5 protein-coding genes are annotated in these 16,986 nt (G+C 55.8%); all 5 read right to left on the bottom strand.

Annotated elements, in window-relative coordinates; genetic code table 11:
• Nucleotides 1-10: 10 nt before the first annotated feature.
• On the bottom strand, nucleotides 11-268 hold the full coding sequence (locus IPP35_00650; protein ID MBL0057652.1) for a type II toxin-antitoxin system RelE/ParE family toxin: 258 nt from the start codon (nucleotides 266-268) through the stop codon (nucleotides 11-13).
• Complete coding sequence (locus IPP35_00645) at nucleotides 268-507, bottom strand: hypothetical protein (protein ID MBL0057651.1); 240 nt, start codon at nucleotides 505-507, stop codon at nucleotides 268-270. Before IPP35_00645 ends, IPP35_00650 begins: the two co-directional genes overlap by 1 nt.
• Before the next feature lie 472 nt (nucleotides 508-979).
• On the bottom strand, nucleotides 980-9,301 hold the full coding sequence (locus IPP35_00640; protein ID MBL0057650.1) for a DEAD/DEAH box helicase family protein: 8,322 nt from the start codon (nucleotides 9,299-9,301) through the stop codon (nucleotides 980-982).
• Entirely contained in the window at nucleotides 9,294-15,074 is a 5,781-nt protein-coding gene (locus IPP35_00635) for a hypothetical protein (protein MBL0057649.1), read from the bottom strand. The genes IPP35_00640 and IPP35_00635 overlap by 8 nt, the downstream gene beginning before the upstream one ends.
• 44 nt (nucleotides 15,075-15,118) lie before the next feature.
• On the bottom strand, nucleotides 15,119-16,975 hold the full coding sequence (locus IPP35_00630) for a hypothetical protein (protein MBL0057648.1): 1,857 nt from the start codon (nucleotides 16,973-16,975) through the stop codon (nucleotides 15,119-15,121).
• Nucleotides 16,976-16,986 lie beyond the last annotated feature (11 nt).

The raw sequence follows: 16,986 nt of genomic DNA, 5'->3' as shown, positions 1-16,986 counted from the left end.
CTTTTTTTTATTACCTGCCGTAAATATCGCGCCGGTTGCCAACGAGAAGGATGAGAACTCTGTTTGCGTTAATGGAATAAATAATTCGATAATCCCCTATCCGCATCCGCCAACGACCCTTTAAGTCCCCCCGCAAGGGCCGCCCCAGCTTATCAGGAGCCAACGCCAACCGCTTCTCAATGGCGTTTTTGATCCTCCTCAGATCATCCCGGGAGATGGACTCCACATCCTCCCAACATTCCGGGAGATAGGCAATCTCATACGGCATCAAATGCCCAAACGCTTCCAGAAGGCTTTGTGAGACACAGAGGGAGGAGAGGAACGCCGAGCCGTTCGTTTATCGGCCACCTGGCTCCAAATAATATCTTCGTTGTCCTCCAGCGCCTGTCGAACCAAATCGCGCATCTCCGTCGATAGCGAAACACCGTCTCGTTTCGCTTTCCGGCAAACCGTGTAATACAACGGCTGTTCCATCACCACCATGACGCGGGGATTTTTAGCGGGCATAGGTTAATTCTCCTTTCCCCAAGTGTATCAGAAGTTCAACACCTAGACAAGGGGCAAAACCAACACTCTAGCCCTCTGAAAGAGAATTTCCTTCTCCACGCGGGAGAGGGCAGCGTGAGGGATTCGGTTTGTGAAAATCGTCGGTTCCGCATCGGCCTCCCCTCCGGCTAACGGGGACGACGCCTAGCGGCCTCGCCTTTTGGGATCGCGCCTGCCAGTGGCAGGCGTTGGCGACGGGCCGAACAGACCCCGGGTCCGAAGGAGCTTCTCCCGAGAGGAGAAGGAATACGCTTTTTTGTTCTATCGCGCGCCTCAGAGCGCTAAAGAGATTCTTAGCGGTTTCCCTCTCCCGCTGGCGGGAGAGGGGAGGGGAGAGGGAATGTTTCCCACACTGAAGCCCCCCTTCTCCTCCTACGCGCTCAGATCCACCACCCGGCTCTGCTTAAAGGCGTTGGTGATCACCGCCGCCACGTTAGCCTCCAACACCACGGGGATGATCCCGTTCAGGGATTTCCAACGATCCTTGTCGGTCGTCGCCACCCCCACGCGCACCATGGGCACGATGCTCTTGTCCCAGCCGAACAACGCCGGGATCGTTTTCATCAGATCTTCCAAGTAAATCTTCCCGTTCCGAACCCCCACCCCCCGGCCCGCCAGGCGGACGTTTTTCATCCCCAGTCCCTTTAAGCGGGACGCGACGGCCTTCCGCTGGGTTTTCGCCCGGGTCCAGATTGTCAACAATCAGCACGTTCATCTCCGGTTTCGGCGTCGACACCGCCTTCCACAACGCCTCATTAAATTTGCCGTTGGTGAAGAACGACCTCGCGTCGATCGTCAGCACTTTCGGGAACACCACCGCTCCCGTCATTTCCAACAGGCTGTGCCCCATGCCCGCCAGGTTCACCACCTGCCGAACCGTTTCCGCCCGTTGGTCTCCATCTTTCGTTTCCCGAACCACCTGATCCAATAGGCTCAACGCTAGCCGTTGCGCATCCACGCGTTTCAGGTCGGAAGCCAGCGAGTCTTTCAGGAAGATCCTCATTCCCGCCCCCGCCAGGGCTGTCCAGCCGGCCGACTCCGCCGCCCGCTGGCTCAAGGCCACGGACAAGGCTTCAATGTCCGAACGAGCGCGCCCTTCCAGCTCAGACAATTCCGCCATCCCGGAATAAATCGCCGCCTCGGCCATTTCGAGGTTCACCAAGGCCAGCAGTTCCGCCGCCTTTGCCGTCGGGTCCGCCTCGCCCTTTCGGCTCAGTGGGAGGAGAATCCGGATATCCCCTTTTGTCCCGATCCGCATTTCGGATAGACCCTCTCCACCCACTCGCCGCTCCACAGAGATCCGACCGCTCAGCCCGTATCCCAGATAGCCCCGGTATACCGGCGCCAGAACCTGGTTCGCCGTGGCGTTCAAGACCTTCAAGGATCCTTCGCCGTTGCCGACGCTCAGCGCCTCGATCAGTTCCGCCGCCATCTCGCGATTCAGCGTTTGGCTCACCACATCCTCCGCCCTCACCGTAGTGATCTGACCCTCCACCTCCCCACGGGTCACAGGAACGAAGGGCGACATCCCCCACGCCGACAAAACCTCGCGCGCTGTTCCGTTCACCTTTTCAATGTCCGCCAGGGCGCCCACATAGGCCCGCGGTTTCTCCGCCTGTGCATTGAAATACGCGCGCACATACCCCGCCGTCGCCGATTGCAGGTTCAGCCGATTCACCGCGCCTCCCACTTCACGCGCCAGTTTGCCTTCCAATTCATGGATCTGCTCCAGGGTCAGTTTCGTCCCCTCGTCGATCGCCCCCATCTCCTTCATCCCCGCCTCCACCAATGCCCCCAGCAGGGCCCCGTTCCGCCCATCCAGCGGAATCGACTCGCCTCGGTCCAAGGCCTCCACCAGCCACTGACCCAACGGCTTGTTCACCGGCGCCCCGAATTCGGATTCGGCGGCCCCCTTGGACGACAGCTGAACCATCAACCCTTCCCGCGTGGCCACCCACTTATACGACGTCATATTATTGGCCGTGTCCATCACGATCCCCGCCGGGTTCAACAGGTCCGTCACGCTCGGGATCGGCATCCCCGTTTTCTTGTCCGTCAAACTCGCCAGCCCCACGTGCACGTGAGCCCACAGGGAAAGAGCCGCCGGCGCGATTCCGGCCTGTTCCACCACAGCCTGGTTCGCGTCCGCCCGAACCCCGTCCGTGATCCCCCGCACCGTTGCCACGTCCACCCCCGTCGCCGTCACTTTAAAGATGACCTGACCCACCGTCTCCACCCCTGACGTCCGCGCCGCCGCGGCCAACCCCGCCAGACCTTCCATGGCCGACCGGTTCTCCAACGCGCCCAACATCGCTTGGGTCTCCTCGCCGGACACCAAGAGAAGCTTCGCCTCTCCACCCTTCGCCAGCGACTGCACCGAACGAACCGCGCTGTAGGCCAAAGACACGAACGTCGGCATCACCTGCGCCAAAGCCGCCCCCATTTCCCCGGCCCCCAGCAACCGGTGCGACTGTTCGTGCCACAAAACGCTCGCCCCCACGCTGTTTTTCCCCAGCGGGTTCAACCACCCCATCCATTTCGTCTCCATCAACCCCGCAAACCGTTCCCATGACACCCGAATCGTATGGTCCCCATCATCCACCCACGCCGTCGGCGCCCCCGAATTCAATCGACTCGCCCCGATCTCCCTGCTCCAGTTCGCCAAGTAATACGCCGCCGACAGTCCCCCTGCCACCCCCAGCACCGCCAAGGGCGCCGCCCCCAACGTCATCCCCGCGAAAGCGACCCCCGTCACGCCCGCCAACGACACCCCGGCGCTAACCACCCCCGCCCAGGCCTGACCCGCCACCGACAACGCCGCCGCTTTAACGCCAACGGTTTGTCCGGCGTCAGAGTCGACCTCCACGCCAGAGGAAACAGCGTTCGACGAGAAATCTTTGAATTCGTTCATTACCAACGTAGGATCAAGCCCCTCACCCGATAAGTCAGTGAATTCAGTCACAGACCCAAGGGCTGACAGATAATCTCCAAATCGAACATCATCCTCTTCTCGCGGTGAAAGCACGGGCACCGAAGTGGGTTGAGTTTTGAGCAATTTTGCCCTTTTGTTGATAGCGTCGAGACTCACCGTCAGCCCGCGCAGGACAACTCCCTTGTCGCGCAGGATAACGGCCTTGTTAGGATCAATTTCGTCCATTTTGTCCATTTCGGCCATTTCGGTCATGGTAGCCGTTATTTGTTTAACGAGTCCTTTTCCTTTTTCAATCAGTTGGTCATAAGTCAGCTGCTCAAGGTTATCTTGCGCTCCGAATTTGAGACCTTCCCTTTCCTCCGCCGGAAGGGGAAGAGGCGTGTCTTGGCTCACGACGGTCTTAGTTACCATAGCCTGTATTTTCGCCGTCTCTTTCAAATCCGAGAAGCGAACCTGAGACCGCGCCTCAACAAATTCCTCCCCCCCAACAAGGACCGCGTTCGCCTTCACCGTCGCCCATTCGCCGTCCGACAACCCAACCAGTTCTTGATAAGTCACGCCTTCGCGAATCATTTGGAAATTGGCCAAATCGCCATGGCGCCGTTCCGCTTCTTCAATTTGCGGGAAATAATGTCCTAACCAAGTGCGGCCCTCTTTGGTTTCAAGTTCAAAAACTCTCAAAGCACCTACGCGGGATTCGGCTGCGTTCATTCTCTGAAGGTTTGAATTAGCCGATGGTGTCCCCATTCCACCGAACAAGAAACCTGCATCCAGCCGGCGGTTGCCCAACTCAACGCCATATTTTTTGGCCAGAAGGGGCAAGCTGACAACCAACGTGGCGGCGATGGCCGCAACGGGAACCACACCTAACCCCACCAGTCCAAAACCAAGCGTGCCGATTTGAACCCAAGGGTTATTTCCTTGATCCCTTAACATCCGCATAACCCCATTTTCCTTGTCCGTCGGCTCTTTCGGGTTTGACATCGCCATTAATCCGGCGGCCAATCCGAACAAAGAAGTGACGATACCGAGCCCTCCAAAAGCGGCAGCGAGTCCACCAAGGGTTCCAGCGGCGGTCGTCGTAAACCGGAACGATTTCCAAAGAGCGTCTGAAGCGGGTGCCGTCTCGAGTCGCGATTGAAGAACCTGCGCCCGAACCGCCCCGTTTTCAAAACTTGGGGACAAAACATCCGCCATTTGAAGACTCGACGCGGCGCGAGCGGATAGCGCCTCATCTTGGCTTTTTATGAAACTCACCTCTTGGTTGTAAACCCCCATGGCCTTATCCCATTTCTGGGAGGTCACCCCAAGGAGAGCGGCGCGAACCGCCTGTTGTTTTGAATGATCGGAACCGCCGAACGCCGCCACCAGCGCGTTGATCTGCGGAACGCTCGCTTGCCGATCCCCTGACATAATCTTCATGGCGAGCGCACGATCGCTTTTCGCCACAGGAAAGCGGAAAGAACCCCGCCAACTGGTATCCCCCAACAAATACTCATTGGTCGCCAGAGCGGCACGGCCGCTGATTTTTTCTCCGCGGAATGAGGAGAAGAAGGCCCTGGCATAGGCCAACGGAACCGCTGTCCAGCGTTGAATTCCCGTGTTTTCTTTAAGGATTTGCTGGACGCCGTCGGCACGAGAAACCAATTTGAAGTCTGCCGCCTTCGCCAAATTGGCGTCTTGGCCGAGAATTAGATAACCACCGTTCACCCGGGAAAGTTCCTGCCAATTCAGGGTTGGGTTTAAGGCCATGGCCAGAACATCGCGTTGCTGGTCATTGTCTAACCCCATCCCAAGATCATAAACCTTTCCCACAATATCCTGATCACTGAGAGAATCGACCGAATCCCCGTTAAAGGTCCCGCTGGCCAAAACCCCAAGGGCATTACTCAAGGCAATGTTGCTTCCGACGCCAATCATGCCTTGCAAGGTTCCCGCCAGACGGGCGGACGGCCCACGAATTTGGTCCGATGCGAAAGAACCCAGTTGTTGTTCCAAAACGCTGGATTCGCTCACCGTCACCTCTCGCCCCCGGGCGGCCGTCACGGCTTGGCTGACCTGTTGAACGGTGCGATCAAGATTGGCCGACCCGTCGCTCTCTTTGCGGGCCACCAAATCATGGGCCATTTCTTTGGCGACCATGGCCAATTCTAAGACGGTCTCCGCCTTGTTTAAGGAACCAACCTTTTGTTGTCCTTTTTCAACACGAACCGCATTGACCGAGCCGAGGGTTTTTGTCCCGAACTCTTTGTTAGCGGTTTCAATATTTTTGATAAACCCATCAACGATGGCGAGGGATCGTTCGTCCCTCATATTCGCCCGCAAGCCCTTAAACTCCTGAAGGGCTTCGCGGCTGGCATTGGACCAAAGCCGAAGAACAATTTGTTCTGGAGTCAAAATTCCGTCGCGCGGGACAATTCCCACGCCGCTCGGGCCCTGATTTATAATTCGCGTTAACGCGGCATCCACTTTCGCTTTGTCTTGGCCGCCGATCCAAGGATCTTCCAGAAGGCCTTTCATGTTCATGATCAGAAGTCGTCCCCGGAGGGTATCGCTCACCACGCGTTCCGTCGCCTGGGACCGATCCGTCGCCTCGTTATATTTCGCGAGCAAACTCAATGTCTCCAGCTCGCTCAGTTGACCGACTTTGGACCCATTGGGGGCTCTCTCCAAAAGACCGCTCGCCTCAGGATTTTTATAGCCCCCCTCCGACCACAAAGATCTCAGGCTCGCCCTCTCTTGAGGACTCAACGCCCCCAATTTGGCATTGGCCGCATCCGACGAGAGATTATCGACCAAGACAAACTTTTGTTTTTCACTTTCCCAACGTGTGTGTCCCATTTGCATGTCAGCATTCGGAATCGTTCGGCCGATCCGGTTTAACAACTGCGCATAGAGGGTCTCTGTCATGGTCGCTTCGGGGTCATAGACAGCCATTCGGTATCGTCCCTGAAAATCTGTTCCAGTGAAGGCTTGTTCGTTCATCATCACAAGGCGCGGACGCGACGAATTATCCAGCGCAACGCTTTTCGCCAGCTCATTAAGGAAATGCTTGTCGCTGACGTTAAATGTTTCAGGTTCAATCCGAACCAACTCCACTTCGCGTAAAGCCCCTTTAGCGTCCCTCACCTTTAATATGACGCTTTCGAACGTTTTTATTTTTCCATCGACCTGGACTTTAATTTCGCTTGACTGGCTCGACTCGGCTCGATCAACCAACATCTTAAATATTTGGTCGCGGGCGGACCGGCTCGGGCTGGCAAAAATCCCATCGAGATTTTCATGGGGATTCCAATTCGCATCAGAGGAATTCGTCCGCCGTTCCAGAGCAGAAAGCATATGCTCTGACAGCCAATCCGCGACCCCTTTAACGCCCTCCTGAAGGCCCGTCACGAGATTGATTTCCTTGGGATCGAAACGGGATCCGCTGATGGAAACGATTTCGCCACCCAAACCCATACCAATCAGCGTTTTCCTTCCCTCCGCCGTGGCTGTCATACCGACCACCGTGGCGTTCGGTTTATAAAATATTTCCAACAGGGAGGTGTGGCCGTCGGTTTTGGCTTCCTCAATGGCCAGGACCTCAACCGTTCCCAACCGACTCCAGATTTTCTGTTCGCTTTTCAAGTCCTCGATGCGGACCGCGCCACCGGCCAATTTAAATTCCACGGCCCGGTTCAATATGAGCCCCAGGGCGATTTGGTGGTTCACATCGTTGTTCCGGGTATTGAACATAATGGACCCGTAACCGTCCAACGAGATCACCTTGCCATCCACGACGGAGAACCCACCGTCGCGTTGTCCTTCTTTATTTCGGTCCGTCAAGGCCCGCAACACGCTCGAGATTTCGTGATCTTTGTATCCTATGGTTTCCAATTCTTTACGGAAACCTTCAGAAACTCCAAACCCACGACCGTTTTCAGACAACCACACTTTCGCTTTCGGATCTGAACCTGACACGTCTCGCATGTCTGTGGTTATTTCTTCTGCTTTCAACGAAAGAACCGCATTAAGAAGCGATTCCACCCGATCCACTCGCGCCCGCCCCTCGGCCGAGGCCCCCAACGGGGTCCCCTCACCACCACGGATATAGGCTTGGTTTCCGCTCACGGCCACATGGACTTCGTCCACCACAATGTTATTGATTTGTCGGAGCGCCCTCCCAACTTCGCCACCCTCCGCGCCGGCCGAATTGTGCAAGTGGCCAAAACTCGCGTAATCAATGACAACCAGGGCATTCGGATCGCGGAGTTTTTCAACCAGTCCCTTAAGGTCTCGTTCTTGGAACATGGCGGTCCCATTGACCAATTCAATTCCGAACTCTTTCGCAAAATCCTTCCCGCTCAGCTCCCGTCGATTCCCTTCCGGTCCCGTCTTAATCCCAAGGAAAGCACGCTCCAGGAATTTCTGGGCGGCAATTTCAGAATCAACCACCACAACGCCGCTATACCTAGCTCCATGGGTCTTTGCCATTAAGATTTGGTACGCGATCGCGATTTCCGTTTTCCCGGCCCCGGCTTCCATTTCAATATGGTTTCCCATTAGCAGACTATTTAGAGCCAGGTATTGGTCGGGGTAGAATTTGTTTGACCCATACCGTTCAAGAACCTGCTCCAACGCTTGAAGGTGGTCGACCACGCCTCCCTTTTCAGCCTGGATTCCCCTCTCCTGAAGAAAGGACTGAATGGAAAAGTCGTAGAGGGGGAGAGGAATATCCGAACCGTCTTTTTTCGCACGGGCGAAATCCTTCAGGGCGGACTCAACTTCGGCCTTCACGACACTATCAACCTGGCCGATCGATTTCCCAAGAACTTCGCTTATCTTCGATTTAATAAATTCCCCATAAGCCACAAGCGAGTCCGCATCGGCTTTTGAAACACCCTTCAACTCCATGGCTTTCGCTTGCCATAGCGTTCCCCCCAATTCTTTACGGATCTTAGCCACCGTGTCTGGGTCCAATTGGCCATCTCTTTCGTTTTTGGCCAATTCGCTCAGCATCTCATATTTAACAACCATTTCTTTCGTCATCCGGTCAAAGGACGCCTGGCTCATGGGCCCCTTGTTTTGCGCTTTTCGAATGGAAAACACATCCTCCACGTATGCTAAAGCATGTTCTTTAAGCACTTCAAGTCTACGTCCATCCATCTTTCCAACAATGGAAATCTCACCCACCGGCACGGGGCCTTGGGCTTTCGCAACGGCGGCGGCCACAGCATCGCCGGAGGTTGCGGATCGAACTTCCTTTTCAATTCCACTTTTCTCAGCCTCAAGTTGATATTTTTGAAAGGCGGCTTGACGGCGAACAACCAGCCCTTCATAAAAACCTTGAAGAATGTTGAGTTTTGCGCCAGGTAGAACCAAGGCATTTAAGCCGCCCTCGAGGACTTGGTGTTCGGCTTTTTTCAGGTCCGCGATGGCTTGATTCAATGGTGTGGTTTCTTTTTTGGCGTTGTCAGCGGCGGCAAGGTATTCCGCTTTTGCGGTTTTCTCCGCCAGCCTTAGAGATTCGACCTTCGCCAAAAGAACTTCCGCGGCTTTGACCTCAACCTTAGAATAGGATTTAGGATCATTATTGATGACCTGAGCTTTAGCCACGGTCAAATGCACCTCGGCCACCTTGGCTTCAAAAACACCTCGATCGAATTTTTGCAGAGCCTCGGTCACTTGAACACCCTCCGGCTTTTGCGTCAAAGCAGGACGACTTGGATCAAACAGACTCACGCTACGATCTCGTTGCACCAAATCCCCCGGTTTCATCTCCCCCATCCACCCCGCCTCTTTTGAACCGTTGGCCCGAGTAAGACGACCATACAGTTCACCCATGATGGTTTCCCGAACTGGGGCTGACGCATGGATGGCCCCAAGGGGACGCGGTTTCACGTAATCCTTCCAACCCCTGCAACGAACCCAGTCGGGTCTTGCCATCAAATTCGACCCCATCCAATTTTTGGGCGACGTCATAAAGCGTTTGGGTATCGGTCCCTCTTACCGCTTTTTTTGCCTCCAGCGTTTCGGCCCGCAAGGCCGTCTGCTTGAGTTGGCCCATCCCTTCCTTCCCGATATGTTCTTCCGCCGAATGGGCCCTTCCCTCTAAAACCGAAGCGCGGAATTCCGCGTCCTTGAAAACCCGTGATTCAGCGGCGGCCACGCGGCCCGCATTCCGGTTTCCTGCCGTTGGCGTGAGGAACACCGACAGGGCCATATTGACCGCTTCGCTCTCAACGACATCCGCCATGCTGTCTCCAAAAAATGGCCGAACAACGCCTTCCGCCCCTAAGTTAATCAAAGACCCCACGGCTGAGAAAACGGCGATAGAATAGGCCGTCCCCAGGCTTTCGCCGACGAGAGGAAGGGCCTTCATGGCGTTTTGGAGACCACCGTTGACGGCAAGGAACCCCAGCCCGCTTTGTCCGGTCGTGGTCGCCGGCGTCAAAGGGCCAACGACTCCGAAGATCGCCCCCATCATCATCCCGCTGAGTGCGCTCTGGACTCGTTCATTGACACTCAAAATGTGCGGATCATGGTGCAGGCCCCAAGCTCCTGTGATCGGGTCTTTCGAAAAAGAGGGAAGGACGGTCATGAAATCTCCCATTCCCAAAGCGTTCAACCGACCAAAACGAAACCCGGCGGCCAAAGGCTGGCCGATGAATGTTTGGGCCCGGAGCCGGGTCACTCCCAATGCGCCGTCCGCCTTTCGCGCCTCAACAAGGCCCTGGCTAACGGACCGCAGAGCTGGGAACGAGTCGACGATCACCGCGCGCATCGCACCTGCCCTCAACCCGATGCCACCACCAATAAACGAACCAATCACCACCGCAACGGCTGTGGTTTGAATCCTCTTTTCCACGGGCTGACCGTCCGTCGCAAACCAAACACCCGTTCCGCTGGCGACTCCACCGGCCAAGGGATAAAGCCCTCCGGCCTGAACAAAAGACCTTACCCCGGAGACGAAACCCGCGCCAGACGAATAAAGCGCCATCCCTCCCCGTGTCACCAGCGCCGCGCCTATACCCCATGCCGCCGCGCTCGCCAAATCCCATTCGCCGGTTAAATTGTGATCTCCCCACGCCTTTGAAACAAACGTTAGTCCACCAATTCCCAGAGGCGCATAGGTCGTAGCCCGCCCGACCCAAGTAGCAAGCGATTTTGATGCTACACCGATGGAATTTGCCGCTTCCGAAAAAACTTTGCCAGTCGAGATATAATTGATCGTCTGGCTAAAGGTTCTCGCAGTCCCAGCCTCAGGCGCGGCACGACCCGAACCATAGGCGCCAAGCCCCAGGAACAAAAGGCCTGTGGCTCCTTTAACCGTTCGGTCCCATCCGTCCATTTTTTCCACTTCACCGCTCTTATTCAATCCATAGCCTACGTAGGCTGAACCAACGTCCCGAATTCCGGCTTCCATAGCGATGGCCCGGAAGGGCGTGTTCACGACCGAAACGGCGAACGCTCGCAACAACCCCGTTCCGCCGGCCAAGAGAATACTCGTTCCGCCCGTCAGGACGATGGCCGCGGTCGCGGTGATGCCAAAAGCCTTTGCCGCCACGTCGCTTTCATCAATCACCACGGCATTCCCCATGCCGCTGATCATTTGGCTCCCTTCAAGGGCCATATTGGTGAATCTCGTTTCCGCTTCACCCATGGCCCCCAACATGAGGGCGCCTTTCCCCGCCATGTATTTAAACGAACCCCCAACAATGTTTCCGACCCCGGCTACATCTCCCGCCCAGGCGCTTGCAAAGACGCCGCCGCGCACGAGTTGGTCTGACGTCACCGTGTAAACCCCGGCGGCCACTGTTGATTTAACCCCTCCAGCAAAATTTACCGTCGTTGCCCCGCCAAATTGAACGGTATCACCCGCCTGCATGAGGTTCACCGCAAAATTCCCCTCGTCGTTGGCTCTAACCCAGGCCTTTCCAGAGATCGTCCAATCCCCATGGCCGGAGGGGTCTAATTTGTAGTCGCCATGGGACCCGCCCTTCCCCCCCTGGGAATCCCCTCCCGCCGTTGGCATGGACAACCCTTCCTTCGTATAAATCGCCCCATCAACCTTGGCCAGGGCCCCCACGATTTGGACATCCCCCCCCGCAAATTTAAGATCGACCACGTCTCCGCGCCCGACAAACGCGGTGACCATCGCCGTTCCGTCATTGGCCGTATTGACTTTGACAATTCCGGCCGACAGTTCTGTTTTATATCCCGATGTATTGATAAGTTCGCCAGCGGAATTCATATGGAATTTGGCATCTTCCCCCTTCAGGTGGACCTCGACCGTCGCATGGCCCTTTGCCAAAAGGTCTTTAAACTCTCCCGGGGAAGCCACTTTCACTTGGGACATGGCTTTCTCAATTTCATTTCCCGCCGCTCCTTTCAATCCCGAAATATCGGCCTTGATAGTTGCGTAACTCTTTCCCGTCGCTTTATCATTCAATGTCAATTCCATTCGACCCGTCGGCATGTCCACCCGCACGGTTCCCTTGACAGTTCCCCCTTCAAAGTCAACGGATTGCCCCCTCCCCGCCCAATTCCCGGCTTTTTGGTTGCGTTCGAGCGATTCCATAATCTTCCCGGTGATGGCCTTAACATCCGTAGCATCCATTCCCATTTCCTTCTTAACGGCCCCCTCGATTTTTCCACCCTCGATGCGCCCTTTTTGGCCTTCGTTGAGGGTCTTACCGTTGTAGGAAAACCCGCCTTTCCCAGATACAAACGTCGAACCTTCCACCAGCGGAGAGAGTTGGGTTTTTAGCACAGCTCCTTTTGTTCCGCTCAACTCCATGGACCCCGCCACTTTCGCTCCATCCGACAGCGCGGTGATAATGGCGACCCCTGGTACGATTTCATCTTTGGAGTCCCGCTTGTGCTCAATTGAAAAACCGTGGCTCGCGGGGGTCTTCGCTCCGCTTCCCGATTTAGAGGTTTCCGCATTCACTTCAAAACTTTGACCTTCTTTTGCCGTCATCATGTGGCTTAGGACGATCTTTCCTTGAACCAATTGAACGCCATAGACGCTGTAAGAAACCTCCACGGGGTTTCCTTTGGCGTCCGTGACCTTCCCGGTTAAGCTATTTTCACCGACACGGACATTTCCACCCTTGTCGATAACGACATTCAACGTGACCCCTTGCTGTTTCAATGTTCCAACCTGAGAGGGAAGAAACCCTTCCGACCAGGCTCCCGGGTTGTTTGAGGAGTGGGTTATCCAAAGCCCATCCTTCCCAGTGGGGGTTCCCCCCATCTTTGAAACGTAGGTTCCGGAGGGGGGCTCTTTTAATGTGCTCCCTTTGATGAACCCATTTCCGTCCGTATGGAAAGTCGCCATAATTTTGACGGGGGCGTTCAGGTTGGGCGTATTATCCGCGTTGAGTTTATACCAGGTGTCCACCTGTCGAGAGAAACTATCGTTTTTCAGGACGTTGCGAAGGACGCTTGTCTCCAGGGCCCCGTTAACGCGCAGAACCATTTTTTGGGAAACAGCGGTTACCTGCATTTTATCCTTCTCCACTTCTTTTATCTCCATCCCAAGGCTACGGACTTGTGAAAATTTGCCGTTCGTCCCCGCGGTTAAGGCCAGGAACCCTTTGGCGATTGGAACGTAAGCGTGGGTCCCCCGTTCGCCCAAGGCGTATTTTCCATCCGTCTTCAGTTGGCGGCCATCCGCCGCATAGCGCGCCCCGGTGGCTTCCATGAGGGCGCCCATCCAGGCGGGGGGGGCTTTGGAGACTTGGGCGTAAAGGATGTTGGTGCCGGCAACGGCTTTTCGCTCGCCTCTGGCTTCGACGGCCACGCCGTCCTTGACTTGGCTATAGACGTTGGTGCGGCGGTCGAATACGCCGGTGGGACGGTCCTTTCCGTCCAGGACGACAGTCAGATCTTGGCTGGCGGGTCTCCTTTCGATGACATCGCCCGTTTGGATGCCGTTTTTGGCCGCGACGAGGGTTTCGGAGGCGGCTCCGTAAAGGGTCGCTCCCTTTCCTTTTTCAGTGGCGATGCCCAAATTCCCAGCGAGGGTTTTCTGATTTTCGGTCAGTTTCTGGCCTTGGCCGGCGGCGGCCGTGTAAACCGTTCCGGAAATTCGCTCGCGATTGTTCCCGGTTCCGGGGTTCGTGGGGTCTTCGGTGAAAGAGGGCATTTCGGCGAACCGGCTTCCGTTTGAATTGACGACGGGGGTGGTTTTTGGGCTAAACACTTCCACCGCCACTTTTTGAGAGACCACCTTGGCCTCAGGGGCCTTGGAGTTTTGCAAGTCGGTCAATTTTCCGTCGGCGTAGCGGGCGATAATCGTTGGACTATCAAAGAAACTTCCCAGCAAGCCCAAAGAGGGATTCACGGCCACCGCCTGGATCAATTCCCCGCTTTTCTTGTCGGTCAAGGATCCGGTAACAGTGAACCCGTTTTGTTGCCCCACGCTCCCTTCCAGCTCCCGGGTCTTGAAACCATCCACCCAGGTGGCGGAAACAAATATCTGGTCCGGCTGCCCGGGGGCCCGGTTCATCACCGTAACCGACCAATTCTGAACCTGGCGAGGAGACAACAGGTCCACCACGGCGGCTTTCTGGACGTCTTTCCCTTTGAGCACTGCATCGACGTCCTTCGTCACAGCCAACTGGCCCAAGGAGTTCTTTCCGTAAACGATCCGAATCACGGCGCCTTCTTTCAGGCCCCTTTCCGGTTCGTCTTTCGTCAGCTTGATTTCCACCCGCCCGGATACCTCTTTGTAAGACTTTGTTAAGGGAGACCATTCCATGACCAATTCCGTAAATGTCGTTTCCCGCGTGGGACTGGAGGTCCGACCCGTCTGGGTCATGGTTTTTTGTCCGTCCTCCGCCCGATAGGTGATCTTCAAGCCCTTGGCCTCTTGCTCCACGGTTCCCATTTCAGGAACGGTTGCGTCTTTCATGCGGATAACGGACGCCCCATCCGACAAGGCCGTCAACCCTTGAAAACTTGAACCGGCTTTTTCGAAGGTGAGTTGCCCCAGATTCATGAATTTCTGGCCAGCCTGAGCATAAACAAAACCCGACAGGGTTTTGTCGCCCTTCACGGTAAGTTGAGTGTCCTGGGATTGATTCGGGGTTTCCCCGGCGCCCGAAGTTCCTTCTTCGGGTTTATGTCCATCAATGGCCAGCATCCCGGTGGGAGCCAGTCCCGCGGGAGTCATTTCAAGTTTTGCCTCATAAACCTGCCCCGTGACAGAACCCGTGTAGCCGCTCAACAACGTTTCCATTCGCCCGCCTGGAGCCACCAAAACTTGGCTTTGATTCAGGAGGATCGCGCCGTCCTTGAATGTGAAGGGAATTTCTTTCGGTTGCCCTTCGCCTTCCATCAACCGGTACCCTTTATCCCCCACGGCTCGGTTGTATTCCGAAACCGAAATGCTCCCCTTCCCGTCGGACAACTGCCAATCCCCGTTTTGTCCTAACCGGACTCCAATGCCTTTTTCGCCCTCGGAAAACACTCGCACGCCTCTGGCGATTTCAAAACCATTTTCGCCCGATTTGACGGTTAGGGAAAACCCGCCGTTCAGGTCGACCCCCGATATGGCCACCCATTTGCCGCCCAGCTGGATTTGGCCTCCGGTTAAGATTTTCTTCAAATCGGCTCCGTGGATGGTCTCTCCTTGGGCATTGGCAAAACCCTTTAGATCGCTCCAGACCCCTCCCTCGTTCTCTTGAACCGCGAAGACCGGTTGGTTGTCGCCGTCACGGATTTCGGCGAGGCGTTGGGTCCCGTTCCCGTCGAGGATCTGGACACGGGAAACCGTGATTTCGCCCCCTCGGTATCGGAAGGCGTCGTTGGGAATTGCGCGCCCAGGCCTTGATCGCCGACGACGAGTTTGAATTCGACGATCGAATAGCCGCCGGTTTTTCCCTCCACGACTCGCGTGGCCGTTAAGTCGGCGCTACCGTCCAGCGTCAACAACAGACGCGAACCCTCCATGATTTCGCCCGAGTCGAGAGAGAGAGGTTTGATTTCCATCACTTTCCTAGTACCGTCCGCCTCCACGGGGCCCAATTGAGCGTTGACGGTTTTCCCTTGTAGGGTGAGTTTCGCCTCGATGCCGGTGCCCTCCAAGGCGTGGGTGGCGGCTTTTTCGCTTCCCCCCGTCTGGTAAACGTGGGTGCCGTCGATGGCGGTGGTCACCAGTTCAAATTTGTAAACGGAGAAACCGTCTTCTTTTACCGGCGTGATTCCCGCGGCGGTCAATTTTTCGCGCGTTGTTTCCGTCACTTTGTCCGCCCGCACTTCCAGCGTGGTGATTTGAACGGGAACCCCGTCCTCCCGCATCGAAAAATTAAAGGACATTTTCCGGATCGAATCCGCAGGCAAATCGAGGTTCGTCCGCGCCAAGGCCCCCAGGGGGGTCCCTTCCAAATCCGCTCCCTTCTGGGCGTTCACCCATTCGACCACAGCCGCCATATTGGTTGGGACGATCACGGTTTCTCGAACTCCGCCATCCCCGTCCAACTGGCCCGAAACGGAGGCTCCGCCGAGCCCTTTCATCAGTTCAAGCGTTTTTCCGGAATCTCCGAAAAGGCTGGACGTATCCAGAAGCGCCGCATCGGCGCCCGCGAACAGATATCCTTCAGCCGTGACGTTGGAATCCGTGCCGGCCAAAAGGCCCGTGATGTTCGCCTTCACGCCCATGACACCCCGGGCCGCTTCAACGGCCATTAAGGTTTTTTTTGCGGAACCATCGAACTTCACGCCCGTTTTATTTTCAAGGGCATCCACGCTTTTGAAATTGACTTTGGAATCCAGGGTGAATTTACCAGACCGAAGGTCATAATTCACCTGCACTTCGTCGTTCCCCTGGTACCCGAGGTTTCCCACCGCATTTCGGACGGCCGCGTCTTTGATGTTTCCGAAATTCACAACGCCAACGATGCTCCCTCCCAACCCCTTGTTGGTCGTGAATTCCGCAACGAATTTCGTGTCCGCCCCCAGCTTATTGAACCCGGCGATGATCGTCGCCGCCTGATTCTTGTCCTTCACCAACGCTCCGACAAACCCCGCCAGATGGGCCTGGTCGAACCCCACTTTAAAGAACACCTCGCCTGTGCGGTCGTTCACTTTGAATTGGATGATGTCCCCGTTCTCTTTTCCAGCGGCTTTGAGAATATTTTGGGTCTCTTTGTCAGCGATATTTTCCAGCTTGATATCCCCGGAGATCGTTTTGTCCCCGTTTTCCTGGCCTTGAGAGAGAGTCTCAAACTTCAAGCCCACCATTTTCATCAGTTCGTGCAGAGAACCGTCTTTCATTTCAGTCAGCAATTTGGCTTGGTCAGCCGTTAGTTCCCCGTTTTTCAACGCTTGGTCAACGAGACTGAGCTCGTTCTGCCGGGTTTCCGGCGCCACGTAGGAGTTCTCGTTATTTGCCTGGCGCGCCATGGTATCGTTGGCGAAAGACGCTAAGGAGTCAAAAGCACCTTGGACATTGTGGACCATCAGATGGCCCACCGCGGTCAATTGGCCGTTGGACCCTTCGAAGTACATTTGATCGGCAA

It is taken from the genome of Elusimicrobiota bacterium (assembly GCA_016721625.1).
Lineage (GTDB): Bacteria > Elusimicrobiota > Elusimicrobia > FEN-1173 > FEN-1173 > JADKHR01.
This window is presented reverse-complemented; position numbering and strand designations above follow the sequence as displayed.

What these genes read in the sequence shown, in the direction of transcription:
- IPP35_00650 (MBL0057652.1), bottom strand. Translation starts at nt 268, where the DNA reads ATGCCGTATGAGATTGCCTATCTCCCGGAATGTTGGGAGGATGTGGAG.
- IPP35_00645 (MBL0057651.1), bottom strand. Translation starts at nt 507, where the DNA reads ATGCCCGCTAAAAATCCCCGCGTCATGGTGGTGATGGAACAGCCGTTG.
- IPP35_00630 (MBL0057648.1), bottom strand. Translation starts at nt 16,975, where the DNA reads ATGTACTTCGAAGGGTCCAACGGCCAATTGACCGCGGTGGGCCATCTG.
- IPP35_00640 (MBL0057650.1), bottom strand. Translation starts at nt 9,301, where the DNA reads ATGGGTGAACTGTATGGTCGTCTTACTCGGGCCAACGGTTCAAAAGAG.